The following is a 12,678-nucleotide window of genomic DNA, read 5'->3' as shown; positions in this document are numbered from 1 at the left end:
TGCGATGATGCCAGACAATCATGCAGGAACTTACAGGAGAAAATGAATGACCGGTTCCACTTCTTCCGATCAGGCTACTCGTATCAGACGCGCTATTGACCGTATGAGAAAAGAATTGCCCCAATTGTCCGAGATTTTTGATGCTTTCGAGGATCTTTCCGCGGAGCAGGAAGCATTCAGGACAATATTGCCGAATAACAATGAGAAGGAATACGTAATAGATCCGGGACAGTTTCGGGATGGTTTGCCTCTGTTGAGAAAAGAAGATTTCACGGTCGATTTCAGTTACTTGCGACAAGCTGCCGATCGGATGATACCGGCCATGATAAAAGGGTTTCCTTCAATCCAGCAGCAATTAGAGCTTCTCGACAAGGCTCTACGTCGAAATGACTCTTTTCTGCTGAAGTCTTTGGCTGTCATGCCTGTAGGGACCGATACTGAACTGGAAACACTGGCTGCGAGACTGCAAATGGATTCCGGCATCCTCAAGTTTACCATGCTGCAATTGGTAAAACCTTTTGCCGCAAAACAGGCGGAAATGGCCGCAGTCAGTCTGGATGCACTGAGCTGGCAAAAAGGATACTGCCCGGTCTGCGGTTCCTGGCCCGAGCTGGGATTTCTGGAAGGCAAGGAAGGGCGAAGATGGCTCCGGTGTTCATTCTGCAGCCATGAATGGACTTTCATGAGAACAAAATGTCCTTTTTGCGAGACTGACGATCATGAAAAAATGGAGCTCTATTTTTCCGAGGAACGGTCACATGAACGCGCCGAGCTCTGCTATCAATGCATGAGATACCTGGTGAGCATCGATTTGCGAGATCTCGCTGATGACGTGGTCAGGGAAGTGGCATCGCTCGGACTCGTGTACCTTGATATATTGGCCCAGGAAAAAGGATTCTCCCCTGCTTCCATGTCCGCCACGCTCTTAGCTTCCGGATGAGCGGCTGCCGCCTGCTTCCGCAATAAGTTGGTTTCGAACGACCGCACAGCCCCTTATTCGTACAGATCGTCGTCTTTGTTGTCGTGAAAGGATTCTCCTCGGGTGAAAATGGTTTTGTACTTGCCACTGAATTCGCCCGCATCGAAGCAACTCCGGCAATCTTGACTTTCTTCAGGCAAAGCGGCCTCTACGCGAACCTCGAATCCGAGTGATTCGTACAATTCTTTCATTTCGGAGAGACGCGGCTCTTCTGCTGTGAATCTCCTGATCCAGCCTTCATCAGCGAGTTTCTTTCGAAGTTCTTTCATGGACTTCGCGTCCATTTTGTCTCCAGTCGAGTCTGTCTCCGCCTTATACCAACCCCCGATAAATTTAATAAAACCGAGAGGTCCGGCAGAGACGCCGGACCCTAGCATCAGCCAGTAGTGGCCGTGCCTCCGTGCCGGCCAAAATTGGGTTCATAAAAGCGAATAGGTATTACATCTTAATAACCCTATTCCTGGAATCTACGATCTTTGATTCTCCGTCTTGTGATGGTTTCAGATGCAGTACCAATATTTCCGGCGAGCAATTAATTCGCCACGGGAGAAAAGTCAGCCCGACACCTCGATTCACATACATGGAGACGTCGTTCTTTTTGTACCATCCGTGGGTGTATTCGTAGGCGACTCGAGCAATACTGACACCTCTGCCCTGCCCTCCTGCCGGAAAAACGATCTGACCTCCATGAACGTGGCCCGCCAGGACCATATCGGCAAAACCTTCTGCAGCATAGGGCATGACTGTGGGCCTGTGAGAAAGCAAGAGCTTGAATCCGGGAATGTCAGGCGTCTGTTCTGTGAGTTCATTGAACTTGGGAAATTCGGTTCCCCACATCCAGTTGCCGAGCGGATCGTCGATGCCCCCCAGATGAAGAAAACCATTCCCGCTCTTAAAGGTAATCCATTCATTCCGGAGGAGAGTAATCCCGCTCTGATGAATGCATTCCAGCGAACGCGAAATTCCGGCATAAAAGTCATGATTTCCCAGAACTGCGAAATTCCCTATGCTTCTGGGCTTTAATTTTCTCAGAATCGGTGCGGCAACACTTACCGGAGTCAAAGGCGAATGGAATAGATCGCCGGTGAGAAGGACAGCATCGCCATTCAACGTATTGAGCCTTTCTACAAGATACTCGAGTTCCGAATCGTTGAGAAACAATCCAAAATGGAAATCAGTTACCTGCAGGACAGTTATTGGTTGGGACAGGCCGTCGAGTTTCGGATGCAGCACGTCAAAAGCTTCTATGGTAGGTTCCTCATAGGCTTCCACAATCCCGTGAGTCGCACCTGCTCCAATCAGACAAAAACCCGTGGCAGAAGACCACTTGAGAAACGTCCTCCTGCCCAAAGAAGGGCCGTCTGAGTCGCCCCGGGGCATTCCCTTTTCAGTGGTTGCATTCTGTTCTTGAGAGTCGTTGGTTGGTGATGACGACGAAGACTCTCTGAGGCCTTGTTTCAAAGGGGAATGCACGCATCCCGTTTCGTCTCGACCAAAGTTCATGACGCGTTGCTTCATGTTCCCGGCAGTTCGCACGAGCAATGCAGGCAAATCGAGTGCCGTGGAAACCAGCCCTATGAGAAGGAAAACAATGCAGAGCCCGAGAATAATCCCGAGATACGAAAAATAGCCGACAACAGCGAACTGTTGTGCAAATGCTCCTGGTAACAGTTCCGGATCCAGACCGAATGTCACTCCCATCAGATTTGCGATGGCGAACCCTAAGAGCACTCCATAGGCTACTTTTCTTGTGACCGGAGAATACCTGGAAAAAAGATACTGGCGTGTTCTGCTGAAAACGAACCATTGGCAGAGCATCGCAAATGTGCAAATCGCTACAAAAAACAAGAAAGTTTTACTCATGTTTAACTGAGACTCCGAAAACGCTATGGCTAAATCGCACTCGCATTATAGCGGAAAATGCTACAGCACTGAAAGAATCGGATGGGGTTGGTTCTCAAATCGATGTACAGAATTTACTGTTGCATGGAATCGTCCAAACCGGACAATGCAAACCGATCTCTCGATTCTCTCCCGATTTTCTGATATCACTAGTTTTGTGAAACGTGAAAAGATTTTCCGGGAGAACGCACAATGAAAGCAACGATCAACACCAACAAAGGCCCCATCAATTTAACGCTCTTTGATGAACTCGTACCTGTCACGGTGGCCAATTTTGTAAATCTAGCCAAGAGGGGCTACTACAATGGACTCAAATTCCACCGAGTTATCGCGGAATTCATGATACAAGGCGGATGTCCTTTTGGTACAGGCACTGGCGGGCCTGGATACAAATTTCGGGACGAGTTTGCTTCACAGCTAAAGCACAGCAAACCGGGAATTCTTTCCATGGCCAATGCCGGGCCAAACACTAATGGCAGTCAATTCTTCATCACACACGTTCCGACTCCCTGGCTTGACGGAAAGCATTCGGTTTTCGGTGAAGTGGTAAGCGAACAGGATCAAGCCGTAGTGGATAGTATACGACAAGGCGACAAAATTGAATCCGTGATCATCGAAGGAGATACGACCGACCTGTTTGCAAAGACCAAGAGTGATCTCGACTCATGGAACAAGATTCTGGACAGCAAATAATCTGTCTTTCCGGATTCAGCGTTCGGGCCGAACCCGGTGGTTTGTAACCTTGACAGACCGTAACACGGGTGCTAATGTGCCCCGGATGGGGATGTAGCTCAGCGGGAGAGCACCGCGTTCGCAACGCGGGGGTCGAGGGTTCAAATCCCTTCATCTCCACCAAAGAAAACAATAACTTAGACCATGTTGCAAGACATGGTTTTTTTGTTGCGCCGCTTCCAGTTGCCATTCAGTTACCCACAAAAGAGCCATTCTTTTTCACTTTGCTATAAGGATGTTTGTCTGTCCGTTGTCGAACGTCATTGAATCCACGGCCCGCAAAAGTTCTTCATCAGACACATACCCGTATCGTTCATTGACATTTCTACCCCGTTGCCAGTGCCCGAGGATAGATTCAGCCAAAGCAGGGTCCATGCCAGACCGTCGGGCGTTTGCTCGCCATGTATGCCGCAGATCGTGGAAACGAGGCCAAGGTTTTTGAAAAGCCAATGATTGGATAGCTCGCCCCCAAGGATTCTTTGTTGCTTCCAGGTTCAGTGAACGTGTTCCGCTCTTGTCTTTTAAGAGAAACACCTGGTCGGACTTTATAGCCGTGACCTTTAGCGCCTCTTCAAAGACAGGTACAAGTTCTTGCCTGATCGGCACACGTTTCCACCCGAACTCTTTAGTATCTTTAGGCCCGAGATAAATCATCCGGTCTGCAAGATGAACCTGTTTCCTGGACAGATTCATGATTTCACCGCGACGCAAACCAGAATAATAGCTCACAATGATCATAGACCTAAACCATACGGGCGTTGCGTCCGATATCCGAATCACATCCTGATAAGAGAGATACACTCGCCTCTCTTCACTCTTCTGAGACAGATTCTTGACCTGTCTCACAGGGTTGATTTCCACGTATTCGAGTTCACATAAGGCTTGAAAAATCTTTGAGAGCGTGCCTTTTTCCCAGTTCACCGTTGAAGGTGAAGCTTTGGCATCAGTCCTCTCAAGTTGATAACGCCTTATATCAGGAACACGAATTGACTTCATTGGCCGACTCTTCCCGAAAAATTCGACAAGATGCGTAATGCACATCTTATAACGATCTTTGCATGAGCGCCGCCGTATCTCTGGGTATTTCAGGAAGATCTCAACAGCTTCCCAGAGAGTCACATCGTTTTCGGGCGTTTGTGGTGGACATAAGCCTGGTGGAAGTTGCCAGCCCCTATTTTCAAACATCCGTATAGCAACTTCTTTTGTAACAGGGTCCAATATCCCATATTCTCCCGTCCGACATGCGCGAACCAGCAAAGTCTCAACGTGTTCCGCATCCCGCTTTGAATCGCAGAAATCAAGTTTTAAGCCGATCTTTTCTTTCCTGAACGGCCTGAAATAGACAAAGAACGATCCATTCCGTTTGACTACTCCCATGCTTGCATCTCCCGCCGAAGAGATGCCCTAAACGCTTTTCCTGATTCCTGTTGTTTGCCCCCTTTGCTGGATACTACGGATGGTTTTGGAGATCTGTCAACAGGATGATTGCGTACATGGGAAGAGAGACCGCTTTTTGCTGTTACTCGCGCAGATTGGCCGGAAACTCGCCGCTCATTCAGGAATGTCTCAACATCTTCCAGGGTGAAGCGCCGGGATTTGCCGTCTATCCGAATATAGCCCAGCTTCCCCGCTCTACACAGAGCGTGTACAGATTTGACGGGGATCTGCAGCATTCCCGCAACTTGCGCGGGCGTTAAGAGCTGGAATGGTTGTGTGGATGGTGAGGTGGTGGACTGATTACGTTCGTCTTCTCTTCTCAAGTCGCGGTCATCGCGACCAGCACCATTTTTTCGAGGCATTTAGCCCTCGAATTACATCACGTGTCAGAGATCCACATGATTTTCTTCTCCTCATTTTGTCGGTAGCGTGCAAAGCACCTAATCTGCCGGGGATTGATCGTTCAGTATCAAAGGCGTGCACACGGTGTCAACTGTTTCTTGCCGGCATGGGTTTAAATGAGGTTCCGGAACCTCATTTGACAAATCATTACCTTTTTTCAACTTCCGAAACTGTTTTCGGAAGTTAAGGTGCTGATTTTACATAATTCAGGAACCAGTTCCTGAATTGGCCGTAACATACCGTTCGACACGACAACGGTCAGCTTCAAGACCCGCAATGAAGCCAAAATATGGATCATCAATAACCAGTTTGGGAGAAGGAACTTACAGGCATTCCAAAGGGCCGAACTGGCTCTCAAACTCGAAGAGATTGTGCGGGAAGTGGCAAAAGAGCAACAAGGAACACGCAACGATCTTAACGACAACCTTTTCCCGAAATCAGGAAGAAGTGAAGATGCATCGTCTGTCTGCCCCCGCAACCCGTCCACGTGCCCCCACTATACCGGAACGGCCGACGCAGATGATGATGAAAACGAGTGCCCGTACCTGACCGATAATGGGGAATATCTGCACGTTCTTCCGGAATCGCCGCCACCGATTGCCAGCGGGAGGAAGAAGAGCGAGAGATTCCGAAGTCTGAAAGTTTTGGAGTAAAAAGTGTTTCATCGTGCGACACTTTTTCTTTTGGACGTGTTGGTCCTTGTCTATCCATTACCTCCAACATCTCGCCCGCTTTCCGTTCAGCCCGTATTTTTATTTCAGCACAAGTTTTGCATGGGTTTGTTGTCGTACGTATGGCAAAAGGGATGTGTTATACAAACCACCCAAGCCACACTTTAAAAAATCTCAAACCAGCTTCCACAGCCGCCCGGCAAAGTTATCCACAGGTTCGCTAATCTGTCCACACATGCTGTGCCGATATTCACTCCCCTCCAAATGTATGAACAACCTCACATTGTCACCAACAGACGCGTAAAAGACATCAACAGACTTAAATATTGTGCCTCTCAGACTGTCATTTTAAACTCACATTACGGTTGTAAAATTCAACCAGAAAAATAGGGTGTAGCCTACAGCCTACTTTTTGTCGGACGACAAGAGAGGGTGCAAGAGCTACCAGAGCCACACACAGACCATTTCTAAACTATTTTCATCAATATCGTCATTTTCCTTGAAACGCAATTTTTGATGTGATACTGAAACATCAATTACGGGGGGCTTACCCCCCAAAGAGACATTATTGAATAGATTAGTATATCAAAATAGGTATTTATGAGAGCAACCCAAACGAACACCACAACAATAGAGCACATGTTAGAGAGGTAACAACAATGATTCTCATGAGGGTTCTTAGAGTGTCGAAGGGCTTGAACCAACGTCAACTTGCAAAACTCATTGACCTGGACCCGGCCGTCATCTGCCATGTTGAACGCAATCCGGTGATCGGAGAGAACCGATTTTTGACACGGGAGACAGTCCGACGCTTGGAAGAGTTTTTCGGAGTGCCCATCAAGAAATTGCTGGCCGGAGTGGACCACGAGAAATTGCTGAAACTCGTCGCGTAATAGGCCCAACAAAGCAAAACTTGAGGTGTCAGCCTCAAGCTTTGAACGGGTAAGTGGTAAATTTTTAAAGGGTGTCTAATGATTAGCCTTTCCAATCCCCAAAATCAAGCGAATTTTTTTACATTTCCCCCTAGTCAGAGAATTTTTTTCTGCCCGTGCAGCGTTGCGCGGAGCATTGCCGTATACGAGGAATAGCCAATGTCGAAAAGCAAGGAATTGATAGACTATCTAGATGAAGTCTCTATGCCTGAATTACTGGAAAAACTCGGAAAACAGATTCGCGGGAATAAAACCGCAGCATTCGACCGTGAAGAAACAGAGCCCTCTGTCCACGTTAATCAACACTTCTGTTATGACTATGGCCCCGGAGAGTGGATCGGTAAATTAGACGTTATCCAAAAAATTCTGAAATGTAGCCGGTCCGAAGCGCTCAAAAAATTCACAGCACTGTTTAGCTTGCCCGAGTTTAACATGGACCCTGCAAAAATGGAGATTGTCGCCAAACAGGAACGAATCTCTAAAGAATATCAATTTTTGTTTCGGTCATCATTGAAAAACGCAGATATAGCGCATAAGTATTTCGCCGGCCGTGGCATTCCCGAATCGGTCATCAAAGGAAAGGTGGGGTATATCACGTCCGGCTCTGATCCCTCGAATTGGGACGAGTCGCGCAATGCCGGACTGATTAATAAAAACGACACATTCTTCCTTTTCAAAGGCCGCATCATAATACCGATTGTCCGCGGTGATCAAATCGTTTCCATCCTTGGCCGAACCACAAATCCCGATGTTAACCCCAAATACATGTGTACAGCCGCAACAGATCCCGAGATGCCCCAAACCCTTTATGGATTAGATGACGTCCGGAACGAATCAGAGGTCTATTTGGTCGAGGGGGTGACAGACAAGTGGACACTTGAAGCACATGGATATCCTGCCGTCTCCACATTCGGAACGCAAGGCTTGACGCCCGCAAGAATAAAAGAACTCAAGAAAACCAAGGCCGAAAAAATCATCATGGCCATGGATACCGACCGGCAAAGTGGATCCGGACAAGCCGCCGCCCTGGACAAGGGAAAAGCTTTGTTCGCGGCCGGATTCGATGTCGAAATTATTACGCTGCCATTACTAGACGATGAAGATAAGGTCGATATTAACAGCTTTTTTCAGAGGAACCTGTAATGATACCGTTTTTCGATAAACTACCCAGACAGCATATTTTTGACGCCCTGCTCAACGAATTGCTCACAATCGAATCCATTTCAAAGCGTGAGGAAGCGTTTCACGACAAGATCATTGATTTGATATCCCGCCGAAAAGGCTCCTCTTGGGGAACCCTTTCTCAAGTCCTTTACGATAAGGCCTTGAGGTACAACCTCGGATTCAAAATTCCACCCGCAAACAAAATTGAACAAGCCATTGCTAAGGCGAAAGAATCCCGGAAACGGGACGAAAAACCGCCGTATCATCCGCTCGAATTCGTTGCCCGTATCACATCCAAAGGTTTTTTTATTAACCACGGACAACAATTCTATCAGTGGGATGGGAAAATATATCAACACCTTTACGATCAGGAAGTTGATAAGCTGATCATTACCGAGTTACAAAAGGATTTCAACACAGAGGTCTATCTCTCCCAGGTGTCGGAGGTCCGGAAGCTCTTGGCAATCGACCGTTTTGTGCGTCCCGAAAAGGTGAATAAGCCTGGACTGATTACGCTGCAAAATGGCGTCTTGAACCTCGAAACGGGCGATTTCACCGAACAACACTCGCCTAAGAACTATTCCACAATCATGGCGAATGTCCGGTTTGACCCAAACGCAGAGTGTCCGAAATGGTTACAACTGCTTACTACAGCATTGCCCGAGAATGATCAAAGACTGTTGTTGCAAGAATTCATCGGGTACCTGCTTTGCACTAAACCAGTTTATGAAAAATGCTTAATTCTCACCGGAGACGGCGCAAACGGGAAAAGCACTATTCTCGAGATAATTGAACACATGCTTGGACCGGACAATTGCTCCGCTCTTTCCCTTGATGATCTCTCGGAGCGATTCCGCCTTGAACAGCTTCAAGGGAAACTGGTCAATATCACGTACGACAACGATGGAAGGCGCCTGCTGTCAAACGGCAAATTTAAAAACATCGTGTCAGGAGAACCCCAAGTCATTGAGCGCAAAGGGAAGGACCCCCAGAAGGTCCGGCTCTTCGTGAAGATGATCGTTGCTTGTAACACTCTCCCCCGAACAAATGACACTTCATACGGATTCGCCCGGCGCCTCTGCATTATAAACTTCCGCGTGAAATTTAAAGACCCCGATTCAGTGGACCCTGACAACCCATACGAGAAGCCTAAGATTATCGGCATCAACCGGGATATAATCCAAAATGAACTCAGTGGGGTCTTTAATTGGGCAATCCAAGGATTCATGAAGCTCCAAGCCCAAAAAAAATTTACCGAACCAGCCTCATCTCAAGAGAAACTTGACGATTACCTTGAAGACATCAACCCCATTGCCGCTTATGCTAGAGACCGTTTATCCTACTGTGAAGGAGCACACCTAAGCCTAACAAGTATATACTCCGACTATCAGGCTTGGAGCAAAGACAACGGGATCAAGTTCCCCGTGAAAAAACGAACACTGTCGAAGCATCTGGAGTCCCTTAAAAACAACAAAGGCCCCTTTGTTAAAGACCGTGACCAATTTGGCGTGTTTTTTAAAGGAGTTAAGTTTGCCGCCTAGTCCAGAAGCGGGTTTATGTAGAAATGTAGAACGAGATTTTCTTTCTACATGGCTTCCGACATGCCTAAACAACCACAATGACACCACAATTCGGACATTATGTAGAAATGTAGAAAGGATGCCAGTTTTCTTTTTACGGATTTTTTTTTGAGACAAAAATAATAACTACCCCCCCCCTATTTAAAACTAGAAGTGTTTCTACATTTCTACATAAAAAGCGAATTGCAACGGAATTACAGTAACTTATACATGTAGGAACTTATGTAGATTCAATGTAGAAATGTAGAAACGAGCCAAAACGAGGTCTAAAATGGTCAACGTATTCGAGTTATTCAAAGACAAAAGCAGCATGCAATCAGCACCTAATGGTCGTGCCACAAAACATGAATTTGTGCCAAATGAAACAAAAATAGAGACAGAATCGGAAACAGAAACAGAAAAACCAGACCAAAACGAGCAAGAACAACAGCATCCCAATCCAAAAACAACCCAAATTAACGCACACAAAACAACCCCAGCTTCCGCCCTCTTCCTTATCCCGGAAGATCGGCGGGAAGAGGTAAGGCGAAGAATCGAGGAACAACCAGAATTAGAAGGACTTTTAAAAAAATGTAGACTCGGCTTTATTGACTATTTCACGCTCATGGAAAAACTCGGAATCAATCCCTTTCCCGACGCCCCGCAAACATCATGCCTCTACTGCACACACTTACGCACTCCCCAGGTCCCGACCGGCAATTTTTGCATGAAGTCCGGCAAACCCGAACGGCTCGAGTGGCTCAACGGATGTGAAAACAAAGAAGAGAAAGGGAACAGCTAACTTTTCAAATTTATTACTTGAATTGCCTTACCTCGAATTTCGAGGATTTGAACGTAATTATTACCAGGAGTCACTATGAAAACTTACGCGGCTTTGTCGAATGCTATCCCCTTGAATGCCCGCAACGAACCTGTTCATAGATGGGCAGATTCGGACCCTCGCTTCACTCACCTGGACTATCGTGGACGCCGAACAATCGAACGTGCGATTACCCACAATGATTATCTCTATTCGATTGTTGGACATCGAACGTCCCGAGACATTCCAGAAATCTCCACGTATTATCAGTATTGCACAGACAACCAAATCCCCTTCATCTGTGTCATGGCACGCAACCGGTGGAGCACTGTGATCTGTGACCTGTCCACGTCCCGCACAATCATTGATCCTGCTCCACACATCTATAACAATCTCGTCTTTCGCATGGCTCACCTGGCACAAAAAGAGTCGTGGATGTGCGGAGATGATCCACTAAACGCCAACTGGCTCTGTGTTGAATCCATTGAGTGCTTCACAGACGAACACTTGGCACGATTCCTTGTGAGTGTTACGAAACGACATTCTGTGTGTGATGACTCACGGAGACAACCTATCGGTGTCACAGAGTCCACCTTCACGAGGTGGAAACGTCAATCCGGTCCTGGATGGGTGAGATTGAGCCAAAGAAATCGATTCCGAATACTCAGTCTCAACGGATTCGATTGGAACAAACAACCCGATCCTTGGTGGCGGTTCGATCATCAAGGCGATTCTGTTGAAATGGCACACATTAATTAAAAGTGCCACAAATATCTAAATAGTAATGATTCTTATTTGTGAATGTGGCGCAATTGGCGTAAATGTAACACAGTGACACCCGCTCACCAATTGCTGTGACACCTCCCCTGTTGGACCTTGGGTGTCTGGTAGGTGAGACGTGAGTGCGGCATGGGTAGCATTGGAGTGATCGTCAGGTGACTGTCGGGTAAAAGACGGGTGACAACCTGGCATAGACCCGGGTGAGAGAGTGCAGGAACAGCGGGAATTTCTTCACGATTACTCATTATTTGTTGGCAAAATACCGGAAAAGCGGATAAGAAAGATGTCAGTTTCTTTCCATATTTGTTTCCCCTTAATGGGAAAAACCCCGCTCTCCACGGGGTTTTCTTTGTTTGGAATTCGACATGATGTCTCAAAAAAATAACGAGGCGCACCCCGTGTTATTTTTCGATCATGCTATAGCTTCGATGAAGGCTCGAGCGGCAACGGAAATCCGTGTCTTGGATTTCTTGAAGCAGTTCTCATATCCAGGTATGAGCCGCTTGACCTGTTGTGGTGTCCAGCCTTTTCCTTCTCGAGTCGTGATTCCATTGCTGTTCAATGAGCATACGATCTGAGACAGACGTTTCCCGGTCTGATACATCGTGTTGACGGACCGGATGATTTCCTGTTCTGGTTCATACAGTTGTAAAACTCTCAGCGGCTTCTCACGTCCATTGATACTGACGATCTTCTCAGTGTAACCGTAGCATACGGCGCCTGTTACGTGTCCATTCTGTTTCTTGTGCTGCATGGCTTTCTTGGTCCGGTATTTGATTTGCCTGCGCTCCATTTCCCCGAGAAAACTCTTCATTGCGAACTGCATGAATCCGTCCGGAGTGGATGTATCAACCTGTCCATCAACGGTATGTAGCTCTACATTATGATCTTCAAACAGGCGCTCGAGGGTAAGCATGGTCAACATGTCTCTCGAGAGTCTTTCCAGGGAATAGAAGACGATGCAATCGATTTGACCGTTCTCTGCAAGATCCAGGAGTTTCATGAATCCTTCACGGCTTTTGTTCAGACCGCCAGACACACCAGCATCTTCGATTTCAACCACAATCTCGAGATTCTTATATGAGCAATATTCCCGAATCCTCTCGGATTGGTTCTCGAGACTGACTCCGTTCTCAGCCTGATCTTCTGTGCTGACTCGAGTATATATGGCAGCTCGCTTCATATTGTCGCACATCCTTTCGAGTGGAAAGCCCGAGGGGAGCGGACCTTCTATGGTCACCCCCCCCCGGGTTCAGCTTCATTTTTTTTTGAAAAGTGTTGCCCCTATGGGGTGGTTGGG

General features: G+C 47.2%; 12 protein-coding genes and 1 tRNA gene. 8 read left to right on the top strand and 5 right to left on the bottom strand.

The genetic code is table 11. From position 1 onward, the window contains the following. Positions 1 to 46 precede the first annotated feature (46 nt). On the top strand, positions 47 to 940 hold the full coding sequence (locus DESTI_RS11555; protein ID WP_014810143.1) for a formate dehydrogenase accessory protein FdhE: 894 nt from the start codon (positions 47 to 49) through the stop codon (positions 938 to 940). 53 nt (positions 941 to 993) lie between these two features. Here the strand turns inward: DESTI_RS11555 and DESTI_RS11550 are convergent, their stop codons facing one another. Together DESTI_RS11550 and DESTI_RS11545 are read right to left on the bottom strand one after the other, a co-directional pair. Next, complete coding sequence (locus DESTI_RS11550; protein ID WP_014810142.1) at positions 994 to 1,263, bottom strand: hypothetical protein; 270 nt, start codon at positions 1,261 to 1,263, stop codon at positions 994 to 996. A 154-nt stretch (positions 1,264 to 1,417) separates the two neighbouring features. Then, entirely contained in the window at positions 1,418 to 2,842 is a 1,425-nt protein-coding gene (locus tag DESTI_RS11545) for a metallophosphoesterase (RefSeq protein ID WP_014810141.1), read from the bottom strand. 231 nt (positions 2,843 to 3,073) lie between these two features. On the opposite strand from DESTI_RS11545, the gene DESTI_RS11540 reads away from it, so the two are divergent. Together DESTI_RS11540 and DESTI_RS11535 are read left to right on the top strand one after the other, a co-directional pair. Continuing rightward, a complete protein-coding gene (locus DESTI_RS11540) occupies positions 3,074 to 3,574 on the top strand; it encodes a peptidylprolyl isomerase (RefSeq protein ID WP_014810140.1) in 501 nt (166 codons plus the stop codon). 87 nt (positions 3,575 to 3,661) lie between these two features. After that, positions 3,662 to 3,736: transfer RNA gene (locus DESTI_RS11535), tRNA-Ala, on the top strand. 96 nt (positions 3,737 to 3,832) lie between these two features. On the opposite strand, the gene DESTI_RS11530 is transcribed toward DESTI_RS11535, so the two are convergent. Together DESTI_RS11530 and DESTI_RS29955 are read right to left on the bottom strand one after the other, a co-directional pair. Further along, positions 3,833 to 4,990 (bottom strand): tyrosine-type recombinase/integrase, encoded by a 1,158-nt coding sequence (locus DESTI_RS11530; RefSeq protein WP_014810139.1) that lies wholly within the window; start codon positions 4,988 to 4,990, stop codon positions 3,833 to 3,835. After that, a complete protein-coding gene (locus DESTI_RS29955) occupies positions 4,981 to 5,412 on the bottom strand; it encodes a helix-turn-helix domain-containing protein (RefSeq protein WP_014810138.1) in 432 nt (143 codons plus the stop codon). The genes DESTI_RS11530 and DESTI_RS29955 overlap by 10 nt, the downstream gene beginning before the upstream one ends. A gap of 1,370 nt (positions 5,413 to 6,782) precedes the next feature. Here DESTI_RS29955 and DESTI_RS11510 point away from each other — a divergent pair. The 5 genes from DESTI_RS11510 (at position 6,783) to DESTI_RS11490 (ending at position 11,357) form a co-directional block, all read left to right on the top strand. After that, positions 6,783 to 7,016 (top strand): helix-turn-helix domain-containing protein, encoded by a 234-nt coding sequence (locus DESTI_RS11510; RefSeq protein WP_014810137.1) that lies wholly within the window; start codon positions 6,783 to 6,785, stop codon positions 7,014 to 7,016. Positions 7,017 to 7,214: 198 nt separating this feature from the next. Beyond that, positions 7,215 to 8,198, top strand: a complete 984-nt coding sequence (locus DESTI_RS11505) for a toprim domain-containing protein (RefSeq protein ID WP_014810136.1) — start codon at positions 7,215 to 7,217, stop codon at positions 8,196 to 8,198. After that, the gene (locus DESTI_RS11500; RefSeq protein WP_014810135.1) at positions 8,198 to 9,760 is read left to right on the top strand and encodes a DNA primase family protein; all 1,563 of its coding nucleotides are present in this window, start codon (positions 8,198 to 8,200) and stop codon (positions 9,758 to 9,760) included. The genes DESTI_RS11505 and DESTI_RS11500 overlap by 1 nt, the downstream gene beginning before the upstream one ends. A 310-nt stretch (positions 9,761 to 10,070) precedes the next feature. After that, positions 10,071 to 10,580, top strand: coding sequence for a hypothetical protein (locus DESTI_RS11495; RefSeq protein WP_014810134.1), 510 nt, complete (start codon positions 10,071 to 10,073; stop codon positions 10,578 to 10,580). Positions 10,581 to 10,655: 75 nt separating this feature from the next. Beyond that, complete coding sequence (locus tag DESTI_RS11490) at positions 10,656 to 11,357, top strand: hypothetical protein (protein ID WP_014810133.1); 702 nt, start codon at positions 10,656 to 10,658, stop codon at positions 11,355 to 11,357. Positions 11,358 to 11,790: 433 nt separating this feature from the next. Here DESTI_RS11490 and DESTI_RS11485 read toward each other — a convergent pair whose 3' ends face one another. Continuing rightward, entirely contained in the window at positions 11,791 to 12,561 is a 771-nt protein-coding gene (locus DESTI_RS11485; protein ID WP_014810132.1) for a recombinase family protein, read from the bottom strand. Between the last annotated feature and the right edge of the window lie 117 nt (positions 12,562 to 12,678).

This window comes from Desulfomonile tiedjei DSM 6799, from assembly GCF_000266945.1.
In the GTDB taxonomy this organism is placed as follows: Bacteria; Desulfobacterota; Desulfomonilia; order Desulfomonilales; family Desulfomonilaceae; genus Desulfomonile; species Desulfomonile tiedjei.
Note: the sequence above shows the minus strand (reverse complement) of the source record. Positions and strands in the feature narration are given on the sequence as shown.

Bases quoted from the DNA above. Each gene is read 5' to 3' on its own strand.
- DESTI_RS11555 (WP_014810143.1), top strand. From the start codon at position 47: ATGACCGGTTCCACTTCTTCCGATCAGGCTACTCGTATCAGACGCGCT.
- DESTI_RS11550 (WP_014810142.1), bottom strand. From the start codon at position 1,263: ATGGACGCGAAGTCCATGAAAGAACTTCGAAAGAAACTCGCTGATGAA.
- DESTI_RS11545 (WP_014810141.1), bottom strand. From the start codon at position 2,842: ATGAGTAAAACTTTCTTGTTTTTTGTAGCGATTTGCACATTTGCGATG.
- DESTI_RS11540 (WP_014810140.1), top strand. From the start codon at position 3,074: ATGAAAGCAACGATCAACACCAACAAAGGCCCCATCAATTTAACGCTC.
- DESTI_RS11530 (WP_014810139.1), bottom strand. From the start codon at position 4,990: ATGGGAGTAGTCAAACGGAATGGATCGTTCTTTGTCTATTTCAGGCCG.
- DESTI_RS29955 (WP_014810138.1), bottom strand. From the start codon at position 5,412: ATGCCTCGAAAAAATGGTGCTGGTCGCGATGACCGCGACTTGAGAAGA.
- DESTI_RS11510 (WP_014810137.1), top strand. From the start codon at position 6,783: ATGATTCTCATGAGGGTTCTTAGAGTGTCGAAGGGCTTGAACCAACGT.
- DESTI_RS11505 (WP_014810136.1), top strand. From the start codon at position 7,215: ATGTCGAAAAGCAAGGAATTGATAGACTATCTAGATGAAGTCTCTATG.
- DESTI_RS11500 (WP_014810135.1), top strand. From the start codon at position 8,198: ATGATACCGTTTTTCGATAAACTACCCAGACAGCATATTTTTGACGCC.
- DESTI_RS11495 (WP_014810134.1), top strand. From the start codon at position 10,071: ATGGTCAACGTATTCGAGTTATTCAAAGACAAAAGCAGCATGCAATCA.
- DESTI_RS11490 (WP_014810133.1), top strand. From the start codon at position 10,656: ATGAAAACTTACGCGGCTTTGTCGAATGCTATCCCCTTGAATGCCCGC.
- DESTI_RS11485 (WP_014810132.1), bottom strand. From the start codon at position 12,561: ATGAAGCGAGCTGCCATATATACTCGAGTCAGCACAGAAGATCAGGCT.